Below are 25702 nucleotides of genomic sequence, written 5' to 3'. Positions count from 1 at the left end.
TTGCTCTCGTACATTTTCAAACCTTTATTTTTAAAATTCAGGGTGCAGCAACAACCTGCCCTGCATCAAATTCATATTCCAGACGGGTAATCGAATAGGGAGGAAAAACAACAGACCGAAGTGCATCATCGCGCAATTCAACCCGTTCCATTTTGTCGGCAGCTTCCATCGCCGTGGCCAGCGAAAGATCTTCTGACAGGGTCAACTGCAGCGCACCCGTCAGGCGAATAAATTTGCCCGACTTCAGTGATTTCAGGGAATGGGTTTCACCTCGCTTGTTGAGCACAATGACATAACCTTTACTCTTCCCGACAAACGCTCCGGCTTCCAGCTGGGCGCCTTGGTCAACCTTGACCGGGACATACTGCTCGCTGTTAAGGACCGGCTCGGCAAACAGGCTGAAGTGCGCATATTGGTTTGATCGTTCATCCTTGATGCCGGGCGTGGCTCCATGCCGGCATTCATAGAACTCGTTAAAGGAGTGCCAATGCGCAATGCTTACGGAGGGTCGGGAAAAATAGCGCATGAGCATCAGATCGCTGTGCAGGCAGCCCAGGTGCGAATCGCGCAGGCCGAATTCGGCCAGCGTACCATTAAAGCCATTCACACCATATTCCGTCACCCAGATTTCCTTATCCGGAAATTTTTTCTCCAGCATATCGAGGGCCGAATCGAGATTGCGCTCCGCATAGCCAATCACATTTTCATAGCCTTGGGCAACGGAGATAAAATCCTCCACCTTCGTTCCCGACTTCATGCCGATGTTCGAATATAAGTGGATCACAACCGCATCGAAAAAAGTCTCTTTCTCCATTGCGTCATACCACTGCTGCATTCGTTTTGGCAGCTTGTCCTGCCGCCCGCCGTACGATTCGAACATGTAGATGTGACTGGGGACGATAACACCGACCTTGGCCTTCGGAAAAACAGAGCGGATCATAGCCGCGCTTTCCTTTGCCCGGCTAATGTAGGTTTTTGCCGACTTGCCGGCATCGGCCCAGTCGAAGAAATTATAGTAGAGCTCGTTGCCGATTTCGAAATGGGTCATCTCAAAACCCCGGGCTTTCACGCTCTTCAGCCATGCACGGTTCTGCGCCACCGTCCGGGTACTGACGTTCAACACCACGCTGTAGCGCGAGCCGGTCTGCTTAACAAATTCCAAAAACCCTTCATCGGTGTTGCCGCCCCCGTTTCTGAATTTCCGGATATTGTTGTTCAGCGAGGAAAAGTCATGCTTTTTGTAGGGCGTGTCCTCGGACATCAAGCCCGTCTCGGGATTGTAAAAGTTGGCCGTCGTACCACCGGGGAACCGGATAAACGGCTTGCCCGTCTCCTTGTAGAGTTCAATGAACTCGGGATGGTTGAACCAGATCGGGCTATACTGCAACTGAAGGTTCGAGCCGTAACATTCCTTATTCAAGGGCCGGCTTTTTTCCATCAACAGCTCCAGCGACAGAGGCCTTGCACCCCCTCCCGCCGCGCTGAAAACAAACACCCCTGTCAACACGACAGTTAGCCAACGATTCATATCTGATTTCTTCATCCCGTGGTCCTTTTAATCAACGTTACATCCGATAGATGCCGTTCACCGGGTAAGATGAACAATTTTAAGTACTTTTTTCACAACGACCGAAGCTCCAATTCGCTAGGCGGATCCGAAGAGATGAACCAGGCCCTCGTCGATCAACTTATCTGTTGCGTTCACCCCGCTATGCGATACATTCATTTCATGTGTAACGATAATAATACTCAGCCAACTTTCTCTACCCGCAAGACCCTGATCGAGCGCGTAAAAGATCAATACAACGAAGCCGCCTGGGAAGAGTTTGCCGGGATCTACTCGCGCTACATCTACGCCGTGATCCGAAACATGAATATCTCGCAGCAAGACACCGAAGAGATTCATCAGAAAGTCATCATAAAGCTTTGGGAAAAGCTCCCGGGGATGAAGACTGATGAGATCCGCCGTTTCCGCAGCTATCTGGCCATGCTCACTAAAAACGAGGTAAAACAGTTCATTCGATCCCGCTCACGGCGACAGGATATAGAAAAAAAAGCCGCTGGCGACGCCTCTCTCAGCTATCTTCAATCCATCCGCCTGCCGGACATCGATACGATTGCCGAAAAAGAATGGCAGATCCACCTGACCCACCTAGCCATGAAAAAGATTGAGCCCTGCTTCAGCAAAAAAACAATGGAGGTATTCCGGCTGAGCCTGGAAGGCGTTGCGCGCGAGGAGATCGCGCGGCGAACCGGCATTGGCCTCAACTCAATCAACACGCTTAAAGCGCGCGTCAAATCCCGTTTCTTCGCCGAAATCCAGCAACTGCGTGAGGATCTGCTCTAAAAAGTTAAACTTTTATTAACCCGAACCAGCTCAACATTCGGCAGAACTTCCTGAAGGAAGGCATCCGACACATCCAGCGAATGCGTCAGCTTGTTCAAACGCAAACGGTTCAGCATTCGAATCTGCGGTCGGTCCCAGTTCACCCCGCGCATCTCCAGTTCTTTAATGCCGGAGCCCTCCAGTTGCAACGGGTCGTTGATCTTACTATAGCTGATATCCAGCGCATACAGCCCCAATGGATTCAATACATTTGACTCGGTTCTGGCCGTCGTCAACGGAAGGTTTAACACCGCATATGATTTCCCTGCCAGCGACAACCGCCATCCGCCGTCCACCTGGTCCAGCGCCAACGTATGCCTCTTTTCGGCATGCTGGCCCTGATGGTTCAGACGATCCAGCAGCGTTTCAATCAACGGAAGAATTTCCTCCGAATCCAGTGGCGCCTTGAATTTCGTTTGCAGATAATAGTGGCCCAACGCATTGAAAATATTGTCGTACGCAACCGGAACCCTGTTCATCAGCTCCAGCAGCACATCTCTTTCGAGCCACCCACCCCCTGGCCCCTTCCTCTTCACAAATTCCTCGGAAAGTCCGAAAAAGCGATCCGTCTCCGGATCGCAGCCCGATTGACGGAAATAGGGATTGGCCTGATGAAACTGCTGCCGCACAAAATGCAGCATCGCCAGCTTGTGGGTAATCTGCTTCCTGCGTTGCTCATCCAAAGTCTCCTGAAGCTGCAGTTTCAACAGGTGTTCCTTCGCGTTGGCTTCCATGAAATTCTCCTGCTGATAGAACCCGACTGCTACCTTACGAACGTTATCAGCAAACATATTCGAACGGTCGGATGCCTCAATATAAAGCCGTAGGTTTTCCTCCGCAGTGCTTCTTGCCTTCACCGCCTCTTCCTTTGCATGGACCACTCGAAAAAATGAAATGATCAACACCAACAAGGAAACTACAATGGAGATGGCAATCACGCGAAACACAACCGGGCGGCGTTTCAGCAAAAGAGCCGCACGTTGCAACGGACCGGCATGCTGCGCCTCCGTTGCAAATCCCGTCATGAAGCGATCCAGCTCCGACCTCAAAGCCTGCACTGAAACGTAACGATCTTCCGGGTCAAGCGACAACGCTTTCCGTGCGACCGCTGCCAGGCCCTTTGGAATAAACCGGCCGGCGGAATGGGACATTAAGGGCACCAACTCCCCGGCCTTCGTTTTTTTCAATATCTCCTGATTGGATTTGCCGCAAACCGGAACCCGAAAGGTCAACAAATAATAGAGCACTGCCCCCAATGCATATACATCCGTCAATTCAGAGATCGGCTTGCCGGATCCAACCTGCTCCGGGGCAATAAATCCGGGCGTCCCCGTCACCATATCCACCGGCATTAAATCGTTCAACAAATCGCTATTCGGCCGATCATCATCCAGAAGGCATCCCTCTAATTGTTCATCAAATCCCCTTGAAAGAACCTTTGACACCCCCCAGTCACACAACTGAACCTCGCCAAACGGCCCCACCTGAATATTGGCCGGTTTGATGTCCAAATGTGCCACACCACGCGAATGGGCATAGGAGACCGCATCACAAACCTTCACAAAAATCTCAAGCAACCGCTCCCGTGGATAGCGCGCCTGCGTCTCCTCATCGTCATCCACCAGCCGTTCGATGATCGTTCTGAGATTGTCCCCATGTATAAACTCCATCGTAAAATAGGGAACATGGTCATCATCCAGCCCCTGATCATAGATGGTCACGATATTCGGGTGCTGTAGACAGGCGGTCAGCCGAGCCTCCCGCAAAAAATCCTCTTTTTTCGCAGGCGTTTCACAAGAGAGCGGTTTCGCCATCGCTACAATACGATCAGTGCGCAAATCACGCACTTTGAAGATTTTCTTTTCGCCCCCTTCGCAAACGAATGCCATGTCGGAATAGTGCGCGGACTGCCCTTTAAGTCCCTCGAAAATAGGGTTCAGCGCCAACTCTTCATCCGGATCCAACCTCTGCTTTTCCGGTTCGAAGAATTCACCCAACAAACTCCGACGATCCTCAAAATCCTCATTCAGTTGATCATAATCTTCACGCATACCGTCCTCTCTCCCGACTACCGGAAAACAAGCCTTGAGAATCTCACGAAACAGTCGGTTTGGCCAGAGAAGAACTCGACTCGGAAAGGCCGGTAACCAAGCAAAACGCCCCGGAAAACCGAGGCGTATTTTCAACCATCCTTTACGGGGAAAAACGATCGCAGACTATATCATTAGACGACGTACAAAAAGTATGCCGGTGCCCATTGCAACCACCATCCCCAGCGTAGCGGGTTCAGGAATCACAGATAAGCCCATCGAGTCGATTTTAACGGTTTCGGTACTGCTACCGTTCCAATCTATCGCAGCATAACGAAAGTTATCCATTTGCGCGGCGTTAAACGCGAAGTCTAAGCCGATTTGCGTTTCACCCATATAATATTTCGCCGTGTTGTTATCGAAATCAAGCTCGGTAGAAAACGAAAGGGCAGAATTGATCCCGGTGAAGGTGCGGTTTCGAAATGTGCCGGCACCCACGTTCCACTGGGCGGTAACAGCATCCGCACCCGTAAGAAAGAATTCAATCCTGGCGAGCTCTGTTGCGCCGCTTCTGGCAGCCACGAAGACCTTGCCGGCGGTTGCCGTATCCAATTCCCATGATGCTAAATTCAATTCCAACCGGTAGACGCCCGACGCATAGGCGGGATTATAGGCGGCCTCATTGCCCGACAAATCCGTCAGTGAACAGTAGCGGTTTAATGCGTTTCCGGAGATGACAAAACTCCCCAAGCCGTCGGTCACCTGTCCCTGAGCCACGGTGTCGGCGGACCACTTTGTGTTGGCGGCCTGGCTTCCCGAATCGATGGCACTCTTAATCCCCAGACCTTCAGCATCAGCATCGAAGGTCCAGTATGAGATCGGCGATGCAAACGCCGCCCCCGCGAATACACACGCCAGTGCGATAATTTTTATTATTTTCATGTCCATTCCTTTCCTTTTTCGAATGAAGTCCGTTTCTCGACCTCCGGGCCAACTCCCGACTCCAATCCGTATTTATTTCGCTGGCAAACGGTCAAATGACCGCCCCCTCGACAATCGCGAGAGATATTTTCCTGTGTTCCTTTGTAAACATAAACTACGGGGTGAACTTAATCTGTAGATGGATGAACTGCTTGTCCTCCGCATCGGTCGGAATCCAGTTGGTTACCGCATTAAAGCCCGCATCCGCAGAAGCGCCGCTGCCTACCACATAGGGGCTACCGTCGGCCCAGTTGGTAAAGACCAGGTCGGTCCCCACTTCGAGGATCGAGGCCAATCCGAGGGCGACCGCATTGGTGCGCTCAAAATAGATATATTCCATTACATTGGTGGCGTCGCTCAACACCGTCTGCACCGGCGTGTTACCCTGACTGTTGCCGTCGGACGGATCGCCGCCCCATGCATATTCGGTCAGGTTGTCGAGGTCGTCACTATCGCCATGATCCTGCAGGTTGGTGTTCGCACCCACACCCGGATAATCAAAAATCCAGGCATTGTAGATCTCGGTCGTCGTTTGTGGCGGTTCTACAACCTCGGTTTCAACAAAAAACCCGATCGAATCGATATTCAGCGCGTCGGTGCTGGTTCCATTCCAGGCAGACGACGTTCCATAACGCAGGTTGTCCACTTGTGCGGCAGTAAACGCAAAATTAATGCTAAGCTGAACCCCATTCAGGAAATATCTTGCTATATCATTATCGAGATCCAACTCGATTACAGCAAGAACAGCACTGTTGGTGCCGGTAAAGGCTTGGTTTCTGTAATCTCCCCCCTCGTTGCTCAACTGGATTTGGGCGCTGTTCGTGCCCAGCATACTGAATCCGATCTTGGCGATCTCGCTCGCGCCATTCCGCACAATAAAGGAGACATCGCCATCGGACGCATCACTGATCGCCCACGATGCAAAATTGACTTCAAAACGGTAGACGCCCGACGTATAGGCGGGATTATAAGCGGACTCGCCGCCCGTCAAATCGACCAGATTGCTCCAACGCGATACCGTATCCCCGTTGATCACAAAATTTCCCAAACCGTCGGTCACCTGCCCCTGAACCACGGTGTCGTTTGCCCATTGGGTGTTGGCGGCCTGGCTTCCCGAATCGATGGCGGTCTTCAGCCCTGCGCCTGCAGCATCATCATCAAAGGCCCAGGATGAGACCGGGACGAACTCATACTCCGGTGGCGGAGTCGGCGGATCTGCCAACTCATCCATTAAGCCCATCGAGTCGATCTTGACGATTTCGCTGCCGCTACCGTTCCAATCCACTCCGGCATAACGAAAGTTATCCATTTGCGCGGCGGTAAACGCGAAGTCAACGCCAATTTGCGTTTCATCCATATAATATCTCGCCGTATCATTATCTAAATCGAGTTCGATAGCGAACGAAACGACGGAATTGGTCCAGGTGAATTCGCGGTTTCGAAATGTGCCGGATCCCACATTCCACTGGACTTTAGTCGCATTCGCACCCGTAACATAGAATTCAATTCTGGCAAGCTCAGTTGCATCATTTCTGGCAGCCACGAAAATCTTGCCTGCGGTTGCCGTATCCAATTCCCATGATGCTAAATTAAGCTCCAACCGGTAGACGCCCGACGTATAGGCGGGATTATAGGCGGCCGCGTTGCCCGACAAATCGGTCAATTGGGTGTAGCGGTTTAATGCGTTCCCGGAGACGACAAAACTCCCCAAGCCGTCGGTCACCTGCCCATGATCCACGGTGTCGGCTGACCACTTGGTGTTGGTAGCCTGACTCCCCGAATCGATGGTGGTCTTTAAACCTAAACCTGCGGTGTCCTCATCGAAGGTCCAGTATGAGATCGGTGCCGCCGCAAACGCACTACCGGTCAATAATCCCAACAGAGCCATGATTTTCAAACTTTTCATTGTCTTCATCGTTCCCTCTCCTCGTCGTTTTAACCCTATAGCCTAACCATACGTGTCATACCGTAAACCTACTTCAAAACAATAAGAGATACCCTGCATCCAAAACCAACAATCAGCACAAATGAAACTAAAATCACGATTTACGAAACCATGCGGCACAGCAAATCCGGCCATCAAGCGTGGAACCCGCAGAAGGTAGGGATCGCTCTCCGAGCGCGCCGCACGTAATGCAATCCAACTCATCCATTCAAACTGTCGCACATAACAATGGATGCCGCTCAACAGAACAGGTGAACAGATTTATTCATCCTTTATCTCCAACATTAATTATTCCGTCAGATTGTGGGGATCGAGATAGGTTTTAATGGCTCCTTCCAGCTCCGGGGGACAAGTATACTTTTCGCTGGACTGATCGACCGGATGTTTACTCTTGAGATAGGGAATTTCGCCGCCCTCCGTCAGAAAATCATTCTGACTTTCCATCCATTGGAATAATTCGCCTTTCAGCTCTGACTTGATTTTCACAAGAGACGGATTGCTGGCCAGGTTATTGAGCTCCCACGGATCCGAATCAGTATCGTACAGTTCTTCTTCGGTGACCTCCGGGTGCATCTCAGCACCGATACGATGGAAGGGATCGATGGTTTTATTTTTCGATTCATCCCTCGCGATTTTTTCAAGCGTATTGAAATTATAGATATAATGAAAACGTCCGTTATGAACGGAACGTCGAGGGAATACATGGGTCCCCCAGACGCCCTGCTGCGTCATGACGCCATAAACATACTTTTGATGTTTTTCTTCGGGGTTTTTCAGTATGGAAGCAAAACTTTTTCCATCTACCCCGTCAACCGGTTCACCCCCGGCCAGCTCTACAAATGTCGGCACAACATCCGCATAGCTGGATAGCGCTTTGGTGCGGCCCGGCTTGATCCTGCCCAGCCAGCGAACAATAAACGGTACGTTTAGGCCGCGATCATAAACGGTGTATTTGGCGCCCATGCCATTCCCATGATCGGATGAATAAACAAAGACCGTATTTTCATCCAGTTTATATTTTTCCAATAGCTGTAGAACCTGCGCCAGCTCTTTTTCCTTTTTGGAAATATGATCATAATATCCAGCCAGCCCATTTTTTGAGCCACCCTTCATGAAGGGATGAACCACCACCTGATCCTGTGGAAACTTTGGCTTAGCCGGATACGGGCCGTGCGGATAATGAGAGGTCAGAAACAGACAAAACGGTTTTTCTTTATTCTTCGCGAAATAGGCATCCACATCCTCCATAGGCAACGCCTTGATATTCTGTTTTGTGGCTGGAGAGCTCCAGCGAAATACGGAGTTCGGCTTCACATGAACCTTACCGATCAACGAAACATCATACCCCAGCGGGGTGAGCGCATCATAGACCGTTTTGGTTCCGGCGCGCGATGCCGTGTGCTGCACGAACAGGCCGTTACGAACGGGATACTGTCCCGTGAATAGCATCGCCCGACTCGGTGCGCAGATCGGCTCGGCCGTAAACATTTTCTCAAACACCAATCCCTGCTTTGCCAACTGGTCCGTGGTGGGCGTTAAATCGAGCGGCAGTCCGTAGCAGCCATAATCCGCCTTAAGCTGATCATCGCTCAGAAAAAAAACAAAATTAGGTTTGGATGCGGCGGCCTGCGCCAAGCCAGCTGCCATTGCGGTAACCAGAAAAATTCGTCCTGTCTTCATTTCTTATCTCCTGTCACTAAAGGGAAATTTCTTCGATCTTCAGATGGATAAACTGTGCGTCTTCTTCATTGGTAGGGAAGCGGTTGGAGACCACCTCGAAATCCTCATCCAGCTCCGCAGCCACCACCTCGTTGCTTGCCACACTCCAGATGCTCGATACCAGATTGGTGTTCTTCACGAGATAATAATGCAATCCGTGTTCGGCTGGATTTTTGCGGCGGGCATAGACATATTCAAACCAGTTGGTTCCCCCCTCTTCCAAGGTTTGGAAAACCGGTACGTGGCCGATGTGCGCCCCGTTGGTCGGGATGCCGCCGAGGGCAAATTCGTAAAGATTGTTCAGCGTGTCGCCATCGGGATTGTCGATCGAATTGGTTTGGCTTCCAAGGGTTGGAAACTGCGTGACCCAACCGGAAAACTGAAGCGCGCCCGAGCCCGGCATGAAAACGCTCAGGTTATCCCAGAGCGCCAAGGTCGCGCCCGACGAAGCAAACGTCAACGAAACGTCGCCGCCGGTATATTCAAACTCCAGCTCCGCCTTCACCGCCGTTGCGCCGATCTTACCGGAATCCGCCAGCAACGATGCTGATGCGCTGCCGGAACCCTCAAAAGAAATCACCTGCGGCGCCAGCCTCGTCACATCCATAGTATAGGCGGAATCCGTGTTGTTGTAGCCCGCGCCGGAATAGATCAGGATCTGGCCATAGTCGTTAGAGAGATCCGCAATGCCCGAGAGCGCCACATCGTACACAAGGCGATAGGTTCCGTTGCCCGCCGTAAAGGTTTCCGCCCCCAGGACGATGCCCACCGCACGCAGCCGCGGAACACCGGCGTCGTAGGAAGCGAGTGTGGTGGCCGCACCGGGATTTTCATCAAATCCCGCCAGCGTCGGATTCCCCGTGACCGCCCAGACATTTGTATCGAAGTCCGGCGTTGGTGTTGATCCGCCGAGGATAAAATTGGCGGTCTGTTCGACATTCGGCGGGGTGGTCTCGAAGTCCTCGCTCCAGACCGTCACGGGAGCCACCGGCGGAGCAACGGGTTCCCCGACATAGGTCGCGGTGAAAAGATCGATGTTCATGCCGGGCTGGTCAAAGACCACCGTCAGCTTGCATTCGCCTCCCGGAAGCTGGACCTCGTCGAGGACCGCCGTTGCATAATTCGAAACCGAACCCGTTGCCGGAAGATCGAGCGTACCAGAAACGGACTCGCCGCCGATTTCAAAATGAAGACGGCCATCTACGGATTCCGCCGCATAGCGCACGGCGAAGGCATACGTCCCGGCCTCGTCCACATCCACGGAATATTCCAACCACTCGCCCGTAGCGATTTCATCCACCACCGTTGCGTTGTTGATCGTGTGGATATCCACATCATCCGTGCGCGTTGTGCCGCCGACATTCGAATCGGCGGTTGTATCGTGGTAGGTAATGCCGTCCAGACCAAAATCATAGCGCTCCGCCTCGATCGTTCCGGGAACGGAATACGGTACGCTGTTGTTGTACGGGATGCCGTCCGGGCGCAACGCGCCATATTGAAGCAGCAGGGTGTCGAAATAGGTTTTCAGCGTGGTTTCTTCCGACGTTAACGAAGTGGGACTGAGCGGACTTTGCTCCAGCAGATCGAGTGTCTTGTTGTGGAAGTCGCCGGTCGCGTAGAGCTTATAGGTCTGATCCTGGACAAACTCATGAATTTCGGTCATGTCGGTGCGGCGCATATACCAGCAATAGCTATGGTCGCGCGGCATTCCCGCCTGGCCGTTCATCAAGGGAAGGAAACTGACGCCATCCTTTTCCGCCGCCACCGCCGGATCAACCGGCACATCTGCGGCATCGATAAGGGTGGTGTAGATATCGGCAAAGTCGACGATATCGTTCACCACGAGGTTAGACTGAACCGTTCCCGGCCAGGAAATGAGCATCGGCACATGCGTTCCCGCATCTGTCGTCAACCCCTTGCCGCCCTGCACGGTGACGCCGTTCTGGACGGAATAGATGAGGCGGTCGGTGCCGTTGTCTCCGGTGAAAATCACCAGCGTGTTTTCCGCGAGGCCGGTGGTTTCGAGAAAGTCGAGCAGATCGCCGAGCAGCTTATCGAGATAGGCCACCATGTCGCCGAAATAAACGGGGTCGCTGAAATAGGGATCGCGGTTCGGATCCCAGTCGGCGGAGTCGGGTGTCGGCTGGAACGGCGAGTGCGTGAGCGTGATGGGATAGTAGAGATAGAACGGCGTGTTGGTGTTGCGGAGAATGAAATCCTTGGCATAGGCGTGTTGGATGTCGGGGCCGTATTGGCCGGGATAGTTCTGCTTGACGCCGTTGGTCACGATGTCGGGGCTGACATAGCGCTCGGCCGTGCTTAAGATCGACCAAAGGCAATGCTCGTCGAAGCCAAAATCTTCAATGGTCTGTCCCGTTCCGCCCAGCTGCCACTTCCCCACCACACAGGTGGAATAGCCCGCGTTGCGGAACGGATGACCGAAGGTGTCCTGGCTTTGATCCAGTGTGGCAAACTTGGTGTAGTTACGGACGTTGTATTTCCCGGTCATGATCTGCACGCGCGACGGCGTGCAAATCGGCTGAGCGTGAGCATGATTGAACTTCACCCCATCCACCGCCATCTGGTTCATCCGGGGTGTGGAGTACGATTCGCCCCCATACGTTTCGACACACTCGAACCCAAAGTCATCCGCCATGATGACAATCACATTGGGTTGCGCCGCGCACTGAATGGCCAGCCCAATCCCCATCAAAAACAACCACAACTTCATCATGTCTCCTGTCCTTTTCGCCGACTAACGGCGTTCCTTCATATGCTGCTCAAGGGCGGCTGACAGCTTTTCAACCACCGGCTTGAATTCGGGATGATTGACCACGTTTACGTTCTCCGCCGGGTCGGTGAGCCGATCGTAAAGCATGCTCGATTTCACGGCACCCGTCTTGCGGTCGTAGTATTGCGTATAGTTGAAGCGTTTTGAAATAAGGGTTTCCCCGTTGTTCCAACGGGCGAAAAGAACCTCGTTCACCTCGGCGGACGGATCTTTCAGAACCGGCGTAAGGCTGCGCCCTTGCACATGCTCCGGTTTGGAGAGCCCCGCCAGATCGCACAGCGTTGGATAGACATCGACAAACTGAACCAGAGCATCCGTCTTTGTTCCGGCCAATCCGCCCGGCGTGTGAATGATCAGCGGAGACTGCAGCGCATTGTTGAAACAGGTATGCTTCCCCCATTGGGCGTGCTCGCCCAAGCTCCATCCATGATCGCCCCACAACACAATAATCGTGTTTCCCGCCAGTCCCAGTTCATCCAATTTTCGAAGCACCATTCCGATTTGCGCGTCCACATAGCTCACACAGGCAGAATAGCCATGGCGCAAGGTGCGCGCCGTGGCATCGTCCAGCGGCTCCTTCCCGTCGGGAATGTTGGCATAGGAACGCAATTCGCCGAAATTGAACCGGGCATCAGGCGGAGCATCCTTTGGCATATAGGGATTGTCCGCCAGCTCCAGGCTCGCCGGGTCATACAAATCCCAGTACTTCTTTGGGGCATTGAAGGGAAGATGCGGACGAATGAAGCCCACGCCCAGAAAGAAGGGTTGGTTTTGTTTGGCCAGCGCGTCCAGCTTATCCAGCGCCAGTTGGGTGGTTTTGCCGTCGTAATACACATCGTCTGCCACATCGCCCGCTTCCCACGCGGGGCCGACCGCCCCGCCCGGCCGCTCCAGTTCATGAAGCCCGGCATATTCGGCGCTGCGATAGTCGCGCCACTCCTCCTGCACCGCAAGGTCATTGGGATAGTCGGGCCGCACCGGCACATCCGACCAGCTTTCGAGCCCATCATCCGGATGGTGGAAAATCTTGCCGACGCCCGCCGTGTGATAGCCGTTGTTCTTGAAATGCCCAGGCAAAGTCGCCAAACCGGCCGCCTCTTCGTCCACGCGCGAACCATAGGTGGTAAAGCGATCGGTCAATGGATGCATTCCGGTCAGCAGACTGGCTCGCGACGCACCGCAGACCGGAACATTGCAATAGGCGCGATTGAACACGATGCCTGAATCCGCCAGACGGTCAATGTTCGGGGAAATGATTCCAGTGGCACCATAGCAATTCAGTTCCGGACGCAGATCATCCACCGCGATAAACAAGATATTGGGACGGTCGGCGCAAACGGATGCGCAGACCAGCCCGGTGATGACCAACATAACTCTAAATTTCATTTCTTATGTTCCTGTCACCTTCAGAACAATCACGCTGTCGATCACATCGGGAGCCGTTGGGTCGACCTCGATCACATACCCGGCGTCGGTGGATCGACCCTTCAGCTTTTGTCCGCCATCAAGCATCGTGGCCTTGGCTTTTTTCGGCTTCAGTCCCGGAATAACCAGTTTGCCGTCTGAAGGCCAATCGAAAACGTGCAGATAAAAGGTCGTGGTTTTTCCCGCTCGTTTTATCGTACAACGCCCCCAATCGAGTTCAGGCAGCGTGCTGGCCGAGGTGCCGTGAATAGACTCGCCGTTCACCGCCATCCACGCGCCCATTTCCTGCAACCGTTCTACGCTCGGCGCAGGAATCAGCCCTTCTGCGGTGGGGCCTACATTCAACAGGTAATTTCCGCCTTTAGAAGCAATGTCGACCAAGTTGCGAATGAGGGCATCGGTGGACTTCCATTGGTCGTCCGATTTTTTATAGCCCCAACTGGTGTTCATGGTCATACAGGATTCCCAATCGACACCCGGAAAACCGGTATGCGGAATTTCCTGCTCCGGCGTGCCGAAATCGCCGCGGAAGTCACCTTCTTTATTCATTCCCTTATATCCCTGACGCCCTACATCAACCCGGTTGTTAATGATGAGCGAGGGATTAATCGCTCGCAGATAGTCGTCCAGATCCTCACTGCGCTCATGCGTCCAGGCTTTTTCCCATTCCCCGTCGAACCACAGCACGCCGATGTTACCATAGTTGGAGAGCAGCTCCTTCAGCTGCGCCTTCATATAAGCGGTGTAGGCATCCATGTCGGGATTCGGATTGTCTGCATTCCCTCTCCACGGCTTTTTGAGGCCATAGTCAGGATGTTTCCAATCCATGATGGAGTGGTAGAAGCAGAGTTTAACGCCATACTTTTCGCACGCCTCAGCCAACGGTTTGAGCAGATCCTTTTTATAAGGCGTCGAAGCGATATCCCAATCCGTCTGGGCCGAATCCCATAGGCAAAATCCATCGTGATGCTTGCTGGTGATCACGATATATTTCATGCCCGCGTTTTTGGCCAGACGCACCCATTCATCGGCGTCGTATTGCACCGGATTGAATTGATCCTTCAGCACCGCGTAATCCGCCGCCGGAATTTCACCCTTGGATTGGATCCACTCGGAGATGCCCTTCACCGGCTCGCCCTTCCATTCCCCGGCGGGGATCGAATAGACGCCCCAATGAATAAACATTCCGAACCGCGCCTCGCGCCACCATTCCATACGCTCGTCGCGCTGTTCCGGTGTTTCCCCGAAAGCCGACCAGCCAAATGCGATAACCAAAATTAAAATGAACACCTGTTTGTTTTTCATAACCCACCTTTTGAATGCCTGACGCCAAGCTAATCGCGACTAAATCAGCATGAAACGGCAGATTTCGAACATAAAACCGCCAACCATACCGATCAGCCCCAAAGATGGCCGACACGACCGTCGCAAGCACCATCCATACAGAGGGATGCCAGCCCGCTCTGAACATGAACAAAAAAACCGACAAAAAGTGTCAATGGAGGACGCCCTGTCCTTCAGGCCAGCGCTGCACTACAGATTCACCCCGCAGGTGTTGTTGAATGCGACTACGTCATTGCCGTATCGTTTAATCAGCAGGTCGAAAATAGCTTCGCGTCCGATTTACCCAACTATTCCATCACTTCATAAAAAAGCGTGAGTTCACTTCCGGCGAGGACTTCGCCGGCTCGTTCCTGAAGGCATTCATTCGCCGCTCGATGTAAACCGACAACCTGGGCATGGAGCGCCTTGTATTCCGCAGAACCCGCTTCATATTCCCCGCGTTTCCGGATGGCCGTTTTACGGGTAGCCGCCTCTTTCGGCGTCCAGCATTCGGAATAAAGCTGCTGAAGCTTGTTGAGCGAGACGGCACTTAGCTTGGAATTCAGCAGCTTCGCCGACAGTCTCACCACCGGTGCTCTCTGAGGGGCGTCCAGCCTCCAACCGCGGGCGACCTCCGCGTTGATGGAAAGCTCTATGCCAATGGACGGGGCCTGCCAATCCGCCCCGGCACGCCACGGCTCGACGCCGGATTCATAGGCTCCTATATTGGAGTCCAATTCCTTAATCCATTCAGGATTGAAGGAACGCGCGCCACCGAACGAGATCAGCCGATCCTTGAACGGAAGCCCGGCAAACTCGACATTCGAGTGAACCTGGTCGCCGGGCAACGGGTCGTAGCGATATGAGATCGTTTCGACCAGGTTGCTGCAAAACACACTGTTTAAATTTTGCACATCCAGAAATTTATTTTTCGCCCACCATTTCCGCGGCTCGGGACGCGTCGGAATAATCAGGCAGCCATGGCCGTCGGAACCGAGAATGGTGTTGTTGTAGCACGTGTTAAAATCGCCCTTCACGATCATTCCCTCGTCGCAGTTCCAGATCACGTTATGGTGAAAGGTAAGGCCGCGGGTCTGGTCGTCGCCGCGCATCCCCTTGCCACGGGAATCGTGCACCCAGTTGTAGCGGGCAATACTGCCCGCGCAGGCCGGGCTGCCCGTATGAATGGCGGAGATATCCTTGCAGGCCAGCCCGGTATTGTAGACACGGTTGTATTCAATCAGATTGTTCTGGTGCATGAACCGGATGCCGAGGTTGCCGCAATTGAAAATGGTGCAGCGCGCCACCGTTGAATCGCCCGGCTGGCGATTACTGGAATGAATCATCACGGACGGATATGACAGCCCGCCGCCCCAGCAGACATCATGCACGATGCAATTCTCGATGAGGTTCCCGCTACCGGTCATCTTGATCCCGCCGGTGTTTCCATAGGCGACGCTGACCTTCCGTACTGTGTTGCTGTCGCCGATCACATACGTCTGCGCCACATCGGAATTTTCGACCTCGAGAAGAGGACCATTCAGAATCCGGGCATAATTTGGATACAGTACCCGGCTGTTTTCGACCGTCAGATGGTTTGAATTCCGGAAGGCAAAAGTGCATCCGAAAAAACCGATCCCGGAAATCTCCACATGTTCCAGATTTGTTCCCGAAAACCCGAAATCGCGCGTTTTGACCGCCACCTCGCCCTTCTTCGGCGCCCGGCCGTCCGGAGGAATGAACAGGAGTCGCCCTTTCGCATCATCGTAGAACCACTCCTCCGGCGAGGTCAGCGCCTCGATCTTTCCGCTTAGATAAAAGCGATCGTCCCACCACGTATGCCCTTCATCGGCGCCGCTGTTCAGGCGCTCGCCAAGCTCATAGTTAAATTCCGGCGAACCCTTCCGATGTTCCAGAACGCTTCGCGTCCAGGTCTTGAATTGATGCGCGACATTCAGCGTGGCGATCGCCCCCGTCCAATCAACGCCGGTTTCCGCCAACTCCTCGCAAATCATCAGATCCTTCCGGCTCCCCTTGGCGCTTTTCGCCCAGGTCGATCGATCCCAGATCTGGTTGAACCGCTGATCCGGCCACCGCGCTTCGGTCATCATCCGATCATTGGAAAAAAGCTGGCTGGTTGGTCGGGAAAGCGGTGCGGCGAACGCACGAACCCCGTTTACCGCAACCACTTTCCACGCTGCGTCCAGTTTATCCGTTCCGTCAATCCGCACCGCCGGGGAGCCGTCTGCATTCACCGCACCGACAAAACGGATCGGCAGATCAACCGTTCCCGACGCCCGAAGAGCCACGCTCTCGCGATAGGTTCCCGGCAGAATGCGACAGGTGTCGCCCGCCTGCATCAGCGAGGCGGCTTTCGAAATGGTCCGGAACGGTTTTCCCGGCGTTCCGGGATGGTTGTCGTTTCCGCCGGAATCAACGGTGTATTCCGCTCCGCGCGCACAAACCGTCGCCACAAAAATTATGAAAAGAAGGACTCTCATGTCTATTGCGAAACCAGCATCGGATCGTTAAACTTGCGTTGCTGCCGTTTCAGCTCGGCCTTTAAACGCTTCAACGTGCCCGCCTGTTCCGAGTTGGATGAAAGGTCGTTCATTTCAAGAGGATCCTTTTTTACATCGAACAACAGATATTTGTCCGCATCCGGATACCAGATCAGCTTCATATCCCCCATACGCACCATGCGCTGCGCCATCTTATAAGCGCCGTAGATGGCCGAATACGGCTCTTTTTCCGAACCTTGGATGACGGGCACCAGACTTTTAAATTCAACCGCAGACGGAATCTTTACCCCAGCCAGCTCCAGGGTGGTCGGCATCAGATCCTGCATATAAACCGGCGCATCAATAGTCTTTCCCTGCGGAATTCCCTTCCCGCAAAAAATCAGCGGCGGTTTCATGCTATGCTCAAACATATTCTGCTTGCCCACCAGTCCATGCTGACCGCAGGCCAGTCCGTGATCGGAGGTAAATACAATGATCGTGTTTTCGCGCTGTCCGGTTTTTTCCAAGGTATGGAGAATACGCCCGATCTCATGATCCATATGCGTGATAATCGCATAATACTCCTGCCGGTGCGTCTTGATGGCAAACTCGGTTCGCGGGAACGGGGCGAGATCTTCGTCCCGCAGCCCCTTGCCCGACTGCATGGCATCGGCATACGGATTTTCCGGCAGAAAGTTTTTTGGCACCTCAACCGAATCAAGTGGGTACAACTCCACATATTTCTTCGGCGACTGACGCGGATCATGCGGCGCATTAAAGGCCAACTGCATAAAAAACGGTAACTCCGACTTCGCGGCATCTTTCAGGAAGCCGATGCTTTCATCTCCCAGCACCTCACTCCAGTGCTTTCCGCCCTCCCAGAATCCGCCGAATTTCGGATCACTCGGATCCCAGTTGTCTTTACCCGGCGCTTCGGGACGGAAATAGCCCGCGAAACGCTTATTCCAGGGATACCGTCCGCCCATCGCCGGATCAAAATAGTCCGGCATGCCCGGTCGCACCGTTCCGGTCACATCGTAGATCTGCGGAGGCTTGATATTCGAGACATGCCACTTGCCTGCAAAATAGGTTTTATAACCGGATCGCTTAAACCGGTCGCTCCAGAAATCGGACGGATTTCTTGTTTTATCCTGATCATATGCATGCGCATTCCACAGCGATTTTCCGGTCATCAACATCGTCCGGCTGGCCATACAGACCGCGCCCTGCCACGCACCCATGTTGTAAGCATTATTAAAAAGGGTTCCCTGCTCCACCATACGGTCGAGGTTCGGCGTTTTTACCTCGCTCCCAAGACAGCCCAGAGCATTCCAGCACTGGTCATCGGAAAAAATGAATAGAATATTCGGTCGCTTCACAGGCGCAGCCATTGCCGCTCCCGCCAACGCCACCCCACTACTAATAAAAAAACGTCTATTCATTGGAACTCCCACCTTGTGGTGATCATTTATAAAAACCTATTCGACAATGAGCCGGAAAAACGACTGCGGTTTATCCACCGCATTGGTGGCGGACATTGGCCCATCCAGCCCCGGCATGCTTTCGCCTGTATTCTCCCATACCCCGGAAACCAGGTTGGTCCGCGTTTGCACCGTGTAGGTTCCCGCAGAAGAACCCATCCAATTCAATACGCAATCCGATCCGTAAAGACCGACCGTCACGTCTCCGGGCTCGAATACCGGAAGCGTGGACACCAAGCCCGCTATGTGAAGATTATCCAATCGCCAGTTCGTCCGATCCGTTACCGCCGGGAGAGCAAAATAGCTAAAGGTAAAGACCGTCTCGTTGGTCGCATGCTGCAGTTCGGGGAAGGACGAAAGATCCACTTCCAAAGCCTGGAAACCGGTTCCGATCAGATTGGTACTTTCCATAAACCCCAACGTATCCGAACTCTGGGCAGACCAGAGAATATTCGTGCCCGTCTGGCTGGACGTCAGCTCCACCCAGCGATCCCCGCTCTGGATCTGCATATCGAATTCCAGGGTTTGGAAATCAATCGAATACCCAACCTCCGGCGATACCGTGAAGTAGAGACTTCCGCTGTTGAGATAGCGCTGCAAGAAAGGTTGGGTGCCATCTGGCGTCGGATCTGGATCCAGCGTTTTATCCGTTAAATACTGTCCGTCACCCGTGGATAAAATTTCGCCGGCCACAATGCCGCCCCCAACGGACTGAGCAGAGGCCGAACCCATCTCATACGTCGCGATCAACGTGCTGTCGTAGTCCGTACTCAAGCCGTCAAACAACGCGGTGCAGAGCGCGGAATCATCCTGAGCGGAAACAAACAGACCCACCTCAGACGGTGCTGCCATCGCAACGGTTGCGCTCCCCACCCGTTGCCAGCCCGCACCCTCAACCGATGCATATCCATCAAAGGTATCACCATTGCGAACCAAACGGATCCAGCACGGGGCGGAAAAACCGGTCGCATTGCTTTGCCCGCCCGAGTTCTGGCTTTTAAATACCACCCCGTTTCCCGCCGTGACCGAAATCGACGCCATACCCGCTCCCGATATCCGTGCATCACGGACCATCAATCCGGCACAGGCATCAGGCCCTGTATTCTCCACGTCAACCACACGAACCATCAGATCAAACGCGACCTCAGCCGGCTCGGAAAGAAAATGCCCGGCATCGTTGGTTCCCCCCGCCACAACCACATAGCTTCCATCTTTATAACCGGCGCGACCGGGACGTTCCGGCTCCCCGAATTTCCAAGCATTGGAAAAAGAACCTGTGCTCGGCCAGATTACTTCATACGGAACCGCAACATCCCAGCCCTCGGCCATGGCGCTCAGGGCAGAGCCGGGTTCAAAATCGAGTGGATCGGTTGCATAGTCAGGGATGGTCGTCATGGTCGAGGTTGCATCTTGCACCCCTGCCGCGCCGACGGTTTCTAAATGACTTTTCCATTCAGAAAGCGAGCCATCGATCAATCCTCCGGCGGCCTGAAAGGCGTTCTCTGGATCGCTGGAATAATAGGTATTTCCGCCAAAATTCATAATGGAGAGGGGTTCGGGATCGCTGGCCGTCTTCCCGGCCATGATCACATCCGCGCCGCGCTGGTTGTAAATGAAGCTATTGGTGAACGCCAAATTTTCGTAGGTTGCGGCGCTGTTGGGCACACGGGTCGTGATGAGCGGAATGCGGAACTCAACTTCGGTGTTGTTGACCAACAGGCATTCGGAGGCCGACGGACGACGGGCGTTGGAAAACTGCATGCCCCGTTGATTAAATCCCGAAACACAACGATACGCACTGTCGTCACCGCGCGACGGATCGTCCTGCGAATATTCCAGAAAGATACCGGAGCCATTCACATTGCCATAGGCAAAACATTCTTCATAGCGGATGCCAAGCGTGGCGACATCATTCCAGAGTCCCTGATCCCGATTGCCGACAGCAATGCAGCGCTTGAGCAGGGTGTATTCCGATTCCTGCCCCAGCTTGATGCCCGCCGCGTCGAAATTCAGAAAATCACCTAGTTCAGCCAGCCAACAATTATAGTTAAATTCGCAATCCACGAATAAGCTATTGTTGAACATACGTCCCGCGCCCTTCAAACCATGATAGTTAATGCGGCACCGCTTCATCACCAACCCATCAACGGAAAACCCGAGGCCCTGTCCATTACAGTTGAGCACATCGCAATCTTCGATCAGGGCATCGTTGCAGTCCTTCAACTCCAGCGCCGAATTTACCAACCGGGTGCCTGCCCGTCGAAACACCAGATTGCGCAACGTGAGGTTATCCTTGTTGCTGAAAACCAGCAATGCCTCAGGGCTGTCCAGTCGGCGGGTCGGAAGAATCGAGCCCAGCGAGTTGATGTCCATTCCGTCCGGCAACCGCATGAATAGCTGGGCGCGATACTCCAGCGGCGAAGTAGCATTGTCGGCAACAGCAAATGTCCAGGGCTCATCCAATACGCCGAGCCCGGCGGCATTAATCCCCTGATAAACCAAGGCGCCATCGCTTCCCTCGGGCCCGTCCGGATCATCCCATAGATAATCTTCAATCGCGCGGGGCATCAGCATTCGATCGTCCACAAAAAGCATTTCCCGCCGCAACGCCGGCCCCGATGGCACTTTCCCCAGCGAATTCGCCCAGAACCCGGCATCGAGCCCATACGAGAAGGTCCACGGATGGGAATAGACATCCGGACTGCCAGCCACGGCCGTCCAGCCGGCCGACTCGAAACCGCCGTCGAGCGTCCCATCGATAACGGTCGCGCCGAAAGGCGCACCTTCGATCGCAAGTGCGGCACTTTGCGCGGCGCTGCCGGGGCTCAAGTACATGGAATAATTTTCGCGGTAGATTCCGGCTCCGACACTCACGCGAACGCTTTGACCGCTGTTGAGTTGCGTTTTGGCCAAATCCAGCCCGCGAGCGAGGGTAAGAACGGGGAAGTCCAGGGACGTACCGGCATTGGTGTCTGAAGCGGCCGGATGGCCTTGATCAACATAAAGCAGGTAATCGGTCGCCATCGCCGTGCCGCGCAACAACAGGACCAGAGTTCCAACCCTTGGAATTCCCATGCGCTTTTTTCGGCTGACTTTCGTTTTAAAACGCATTTCTACCCTTTTTGCGGTATTCCAACTTTTACGACATGGCCTTCAAACGGAAGCACCCTTTACACGACAGATGCCGGTTGCACTGATAGGTGAACACATTTTTTGAACAAATCCGGTCGAACCGTGATGTGGGCAGACTACTGCAGCATACCCTCATCGTTCTGGAACTGATCTGCAATAGGCACCCCAATAACAGAGCATCGAATGCGCTGATCAGATCCATGATTAACTCGAGTTTCTTATTCACTGACGTAACCTCTTGTAAATCAACGAAAGCGTTTCCGGAGGCACTACAAAAACGCGACAGGACCACCTCGCTTCGGACGGGCATGTAGGCGGCTTTCCAGTCGATGCCGAGGGCGGTGTAGATCGGCATAGCCCCCGATCGTCGTTGCTGGAATTTCTTGCATGTTGGTCTCCTGTAATAAGTAATTATTCAGTGATGGTTCCGTCCAAATCCCAGAGGTCTTCCCATCCGGAACTTCCTTCCCAGGTAAAGACCTGCCCTTTGATTAGCCGGCAGTTTTTGTCAATATTCGCAATCTCCTTCATCTCCTCATCGGTAAGCGGCTCGATGGACGAATGGGTTATCGGTTCTATAAATTAATGATCAAGCCTTGGATGCAGGCAAAAAACCTATGCACTTGGGCCATGCAAAGGGTTTTACCCACCAAAGACCACCCTTTTTCAAACAGTTAACCCTTCGCCATATCGCCATTTTCCACATCATGACCCCAGTGCCGAACCAGTTTCAAAAATGAAAAGAATACGTGGGTGGCTGATTGACTCAAGTCGGCGCAATTAGGTACCACCCATGGTTAAATTTGGCGATATTTTCGCCCTAAAACACAACATGTAGAGAGCGCTGGATTAAATCAGCCAGCCACGAAAGAATATGACTCCGATGGGAGCCCTCAGGGTTTCGGAAACACTGCCGATTGAAAGTCATTCCCCTCGCCCTGCATTTAATTTCGGTTGGAAAAAAGTTGATCTCATCCGCACAAGACATTATGTATCCACATATTAACAAATGTGTGCAGGTTGTCTTATGGATCGGTCGATTGAAAAACTATTCAAGAAGCATGGCGGGCAGCTTCGCATGAACGAGGCGCTGGCAGCCGGCATGAGCCGCTACATGCTTTACCACCTGCGCGACAAAGGGGTTGTTGTACCGATTGCCCGGGGGATTTATCGACTGGCCAGCCTGCCCCCGGTCGCCGATCCTGATCTGGTTGCGGTAAGCCTTAAATATCCCCGTGCGGTACTCTGCCTGCTTTCGGCGCTCTCCTTCCATGAAATCACCACGGAAATACCGAGACAGATTTTCATCGCGCTTCCGAGAACGAGCCGGATTCCCGTCCTGAAGAACCCGCCCCTCTCGGTCCATCGCTTTTCCGGGGAGGCCTACTCCGAAGGCATTGAAACCCGATCCATGGCCGATCTTTCCGTTAAGGTGTACTGCGTTGAAAAAACGATTGCAGACTGCTTCAAGTTTCGCAACCAGATCGGCACGGATGTTGTGCTCGAAGCCCTCAAACTATATCGGGAGCGTTATCGGTTCGATGGGAACAAGATCATGCACTATGCGCGGATATGCCGGGTTGAAGAAGTGATGCGGCCTTATCTGGAGGCTTCGCTGTGAGCCCGGCACCAAAAAATCTTGCCGCATCGGTCAAGGCTCGCCTGCAAAACAAAGCCCGCGAGACGGGGCGGGTATATCAGGAACTGCTCCAGCGCTATGCCATGGAGCGGTTCCTCTATCGGTTATCTCAATCGGAGCACTCCGATCAGTTCGTGTTAAAGGGGGCACTGCTTTTCGCCGTGTGGCAAACTGAATACGAACGGCGCACCACACTCGACATAGACCTGCTCGGCTTTACCAAAAACTCCCTCGTCAATCTGGAACATATCGCGAGGGATGTTTGCGAAACCGTGGTCGAAGATGACGGCGTCCGGTTTGATCTTGAAAATATCCGCGCCGAGCGGATCAAGGAAGATGCCGACTATGAAGGCGTGCGTATACGCACCTTCGCCTATCTGGAAAAAAGCCGGATTCCCTTACAGATCGACATCGGCTTTGGCGATGCCTTGGTTCCCGATGCGATTCCGGCCATACTTCCTTCCATCCTCGACTTTCCCGCGCCGCAGCTGCGCTGCTATCACCAACTGACGGTAATCGCCGAAAAATTCGAAACCATGGTCAAGCTGGGAACCCTGAACAGTCGCATGAAGGATTTTTACGATATTTGGAATATCACCCAGCATGCCGCTTTATCCGGGACCGAGCTGCAAAAGGCCTGCGCCGCCACCTTTGAGCATCGCCACACTCCGTTTCGGCTGGAGGATGATTTTTTCAGCGCGCGTTTTGCCCGAACCGCTGGGAAACAAACGCAATGGACGGCCTTCCTACGAAAGCAGGGCATTCAGGATATCGCACCAAACCAGTTTGAGGAGGTAGTCACTTGGTTGCAGACGTTTTTCCGCCCCATGGTTGAAGCTCAGATTGACAACACCCCCTTCGAATCAAATTGGGACCCCGGCGGACCGTGGCGCTAAAAGAGTTCGGGCGAAACTTCGGATTTCGCCCACCAAAAATCACTGATTTTTAGACCGCCGTATTGATCATTAGACTTTAGGCGGCAACTTGATCGACTAGGGCTTGCAGTCGTTTAAGCAGCTCGGTTTTGTCGAGCTTCGGGGCCTCTCGTGCCAACCGTTCCAACTCCTGCAGCGATTGATCCGCGGCCGGTGCGGTTCCTTGCGTCAACAATCTCGGCATAGCGGTCTCGAGAGCGTTTCGAAAAGCTTCGCGGTCGGGGCGGAAATAGTATTTCAGCACGACTTCCACGGTGGAATGGCCGGTTACACGCCGGACGAGCTCCATCGGAACCCCGGCACTGAGCGCCATGGTGATCCACGTGGTGCGCAGGGAGTGGAAGCCTTTGACGGTGGCGTTCTGAATGCGGTCTTCGCACTTCGAGATCGGTTTTAATCTTGGCGGCCTTGAGCACCTGCTTGACGCGCCAGGAGATGCCGAAGTTTTTGCATTGGTACAGCTTTGCTGCTTCGGGGAAGACATATTTATCGGTGCGCGGCTGCCGTTCGTTCTCTTCGCGCAGGGCCGGGAAGAGCGGGATCTCTGCGGTTTCTCCGGTTTTGGAGGTCTGAACCGTGATGAAGGCGCCAAGCAGATCGACTTCGTCCCACTTGAGCTGACAGCAGTCGCCCTGCCGCATGGCGGTGCACATGCCGACAATGAAGATCGAGCGCATGACGCCTTCAGCGTGCTGCAGGATGCGGTTGAGCTCATCAAGCGTGAAAGGCTGGTGGTGCACTGTAGTCTTGAGCTTGGTCGGACAGCTACTAAACGGATTGCGACCGATGCCGGCATCGGGACCGATACGATCGAAGAAGCCTTTCAAGAGATGTATCTTATCGTTGTAGGTGGCCGCGGCAAAGCCCAACTCGTCCAGGTGTCGGAGCCACTCCTGCGCCATCCGCGGTGTTACCTGAGACAGGTATTTTACCGCAGGGTGCCGCTCTCCAATGAATTCCCGGAATTTCCGCAGCGTGGTGCACTGATTTTTCTCCCACAGTTCGGTTCGGCGCTTCCGGGAAGGCAGATTCAGCCAACAGGATTCAATATCCACCAACGGAATCTGCTCAATAGAAGAGCCCGATTTTAGCGCGTAGAGTTCTTCCAAATGTTTTTCTGCATTTTTATGGCTGTGGGCCTCAGAAATCAAACCGTCCAGTTTGACCTTGGCCGTGAGTCGGGAATGTTCGAAGGCCGCATTGCCGGTCTGCCGGAGACTATCCGGTGGGGTTCCACGTACCTCGACGCCTAGATTAATGAATTGCCGTTTACCGTTGAAGGTATAACGACCGTACCACCACTTTGAACGAAGCGTCTTGTTCGCCGTTCTCTTAAGTTCCAATCCCATGATCCATCTCCTTGTTGAGCGCATTGCGCCCGCTTGTAACAAGGCGGAAATTCAAACGGCAGAAA

15 protein-coding genes and 1 pseudogene are annotated in these 25702 nt (G+C 53.5%); 3 read left to right on the top strand and 13 right to left on the bottom strand.

Annotated features, from left to right (window positions below):
* Positions 1-37: 37 nt before the first annotated feature.
* Complete coding sequence (locus SCARR_RS25870; protein ID WP_168433622.1) at positions 38-1528, bottom strand: glycoside hydrolase family protein; 1491 nt, start codon at positions 1526-1528, stop codon at positions 38-40.
* A 69-nt stretch (positions 1529-1597) separates the two neighbouring features.
* Here SCARR_RS25870 and SCARR_RS25865 point away from each other — a divergent pair, with 69 nt between their 5' ends.
* Positions 1598-2347, top strand: coding sequence for an RNA polymerase sigma factor (locus tag SCARR_RS25865; protein WP_222846471.1), 750 nt, complete (start codon positions 1598-1600; stop codon positions 2345-2347).
* On the opposite strand, the gene SCARR_RS25860 is transcribed toward SCARR_RS25865, so the two are convergent.
* The 11 genes and pseudogenes from SCARR_RS25860 to SCARR_RS29420 all read right to left on the bottom strand — a co-directional run.
* The gene (locus tag SCARR_RS25860) at positions 2344-4437 is read right to left on the bottom strand and encodes a serine/threonine protein kinase (RefSeq protein ID WP_136065277.1); all 2094 of its coding nucleotides are present in this window, start codon (positions 4435-4437) and stop codon (positions 2344-2346) included. The two genes, SCARR_RS25865 and SCARR_RS25860, sit on opposite strands and share 4 nt — an antisense overlap.
* Before the next feature lie 165 nt (positions 4438-4602).
* Complete coding sequence (locus SCARR_RS25855; protein WP_136065275.1) at positions 4603-5364, bottom strand: hypothetical protein; 762 nt, start codon at positions 5362-5364, stop codon at positions 4603-4605.
* Between the two features lie 148 nt (positions 5365-5512).
* Positions 5513-7312, bottom strand: a complete 1800-nt coding sequence (locus SCARR_RS25850) for a hypothetical protein (protein ID WP_136065273.1) — start codon at positions 7310-7312, stop codon at positions 5513-5515.
* A 318-nt stretch (positions 7313-7630) separates the two neighbouring features.
* A complete protein-coding gene (locus tag SCARR_RS25845) occupies positions 7631-9022 on the bottom strand; it encodes a sulfatase family protein (RefSeq protein ID WP_136065271.1) in 1392 nt (463 codons plus the stop codon).
* A 16-nt stretch (positions 9023-9038) separates the two neighbouring features.
* Positions 9039-11795, bottom strand: a complete 2757-nt coding sequence (locus SCARR_RS25840; protein WP_136065269.1) for a sulfatase-like hydrolase/transferase — start codon at positions 11793-11795, stop codon at positions 9039-9041.
* A gap of 21 nt (positions 11796-11816) precedes the next feature.
* Positions 11817-13238 carry a sulfatase gene (locus SCARR_RS25835; RefSeq protein WP_136065268.1) on the bottom strand — a complete coding sequence of 474 codons (1422 nt, stop codon included), beginning with the start codon at positions 13236-13238 and terminating at the stop codon, positions 11817-11819.
* Between the two features lie 3 nt (positions 13239-13241).
* Positions 13242-14582, bottom strand: a complete 1341-nt coding sequence (locus SCARR_RS25830; protein ID WP_136065265.1) for an alpha-L-fucosidase — start codon at positions 14580-14582, stop codon at positions 13242-13244.
* A gap of 326 nt (positions 14583-14908) precedes the next feature.
* Positions 14909-17101 carry a right-handed parallel beta-helix repeat-containing protein gene (locus SCARR_RS25825; RefSeq protein ID WP_136065263.1) on the bottom strand — a complete coding sequence of 731 codons (2193 nt, stop codon included), beginning with the start codon at positions 17099-17101 and terminating at the stop codon, positions 14909-14911.
* Positions 17102-17103: 2 nt separating this feature from the next.
* Entirely contained in the window at positions 17104-18543 is a 1440-nt protein-coding gene (locus SCARR_RS25820; protein ID WP_136065261.1) for a sulfatase-like hydrolase/transferase, read from the bottom strand.
* A 36-nt stretch (positions 18544-18579) separates the two neighbouring features.
* Positions 18580-21693, bottom strand: coding sequence for a right-handed parallel beta-helix repeat-containing protein (locus SCARR_RS25815; protein ID WP_136065259.1), 3114 nt, complete (start codon positions 21691-21693; stop codon positions 18580-18582).
* Positions 21694-22125: 432 nt separating this feature from the next.
* Positions 22126-22266: pseudogene (locus SCARR_RS29420) on the bottom strand (aldo/keto reductase); the annotation flags it as partial.
* Positions 22267-22741: 475 nt separating this feature from the next.
* Here SCARR_RS29420 and SCARR_RS25805 point away from each other — a divergent pair.
* Together SCARR_RS25805 and SCARR_RS25800 are read left to right on the top strand one after the other, a co-directional pair.
* Entirely contained in the window at positions 22742-23335 is a 594-nt protein-coding gene (locus SCARR_RS25805; RefSeq protein WP_136065257.1) for a type IV toxin-antitoxin system AbiEi family antitoxin domain-containing protein, read from the top strand.
* Complete coding sequence (locus SCARR_RS25800) at positions 23332-24249, top strand: nucleotidyl transferase AbiEii/AbiGii toxin family protein (RefSeq protein ID WP_222846470.1); 918 nt, start codon at positions 23332-23334, stop codon at positions 24247-24249. Before SCARR_RS25805 ends, SCARR_RS25800 begins: the two co-directional genes overlap by 4 nt.
* A gap of 113 nt (positions 24250-24362) precedes the next feature.
* Here the strand turns inward: SCARR_RS25800 and SCARR_RS25795 are convergent, their stop codons facing one another.
* A complete protein-coding gene (locus SCARR_RS25795; RefSeq protein ID WP_168433621.1) occupies positions 24363-25637 on the bottom strand; it encodes a tyrosine-type recombinase/integrase in 1275 nt (424 codons plus the stop codon).
* Between the last annotated feature and the right edge of the window lie 65 nt (positions 25638-25702).

It is taken from the genome of Pontiella sulfatireligans (genome assembly GCF_900890705.1).
Taxonomy (GTDB): domain Bacteria; phylum Verrucomicrobiota; class Kiritimatiellia; order Kiritimatiellales; family Pontiellaceae; genus Pontiella; species Pontiella sulfatireligans.
This window is presented reverse-complemented; position numbering and strand designations above follow the sequence as displayed.

Coding starts and splice junctions, on each gene's coding strand:
- SCARR_RS25870 (WP_168433622.1), bottom strand. CDS start 1,528: ATGAATCGTTGGCTAACTGTCGTGTTGACAGGGGTGTTTGTTTTCAGC.
- SCARR_RS25865 (WP_222846471.1), top strand. CDS start 1,598: ATGAACAATTTTAAGTACTTTTTTCACAACGACCGAAGCTCCAATTCG.
- SCARR_RS25860 (WP_136065277.1), bottom strand. CDS start 4,437: ATGCGTGAAGATTATGATCAACTGAATGAGGATTTTGAGGATCGTCGG.
- SCARR_RS25855 (WP_136065275.1), bottom strand. CDS start 5,364: ATGGACATGAAAATAATAAAAATTATCGCACTGGCGTGTGTATTCGCG.
- SCARR_RS25850 (WP_136065273.1), bottom strand. CDS start 7,312: ATGAAGACAATGAAAAGTTTGAAAATCATGGCTCTGTTGGGATTATTG.
- SCARR_RS25845 (WP_136065271.1), bottom strand. CDS start 9,022: ATGAAGACAGGACGAATTTTTCTGGTTACCGCAATGGCAGCTGGCTTG.
- SCARR_RS25840 (WP_136065269.1), bottom strand. CDS start 11,795: ATGATGAAGTTGTGGTTGTTTTTGATGGGGATTGGGCTGGCCATTCAG.
- SCARR_RS25835 (WP_136065268.1), bottom strand. CDS start 13,238: ATGAAATTTAGAGTTATGTTGGTCATCACCGGGCTGGTCTGCGCATCC.
- SCARR_RS25830 (WP_136065265.1), bottom strand. CDS start 14,582: ATGAAAAACAAACAGGTGTTCATTTTAATTTTGGTTATCGCATTTGGC.
- SCARR_RS25825 (WP_136065263.1), bottom strand. CDS start 17,101: ATGAGAGTCCTTCTTTTCATAATTTTTGTGGCGACGGTTTGTGCGCGC.
- SCARR_RS25820 (WP_136065261.1), bottom strand. CDS start 18,543: ATGAATAGACGTTTTTTTATTAGTAGTGGGGTGGCGTTGGCGGGAGCG.
- SCARR_RS25815 (WP_136065259.1), bottom strand. CDS start 21,693: ATGCGTTTTAAAACGAAAGTCAGCCGAAAAAAGCGCATGGGAATTCCA.
- SCARR_RS25805 (WP_136065257.1), top strand. CDS start 22,742: ATGGATCGGTCGATTGAAAAACTATTCAAGAAGCATGGCGGGCAGCTT.
- SCARR_RS25795 (WP_168433621.1), bottom strand. CDS start 25,637: ATGGGATTGGAACTTAAGAGAACGGCGAACAAGACGCTTCGTTCAAAG.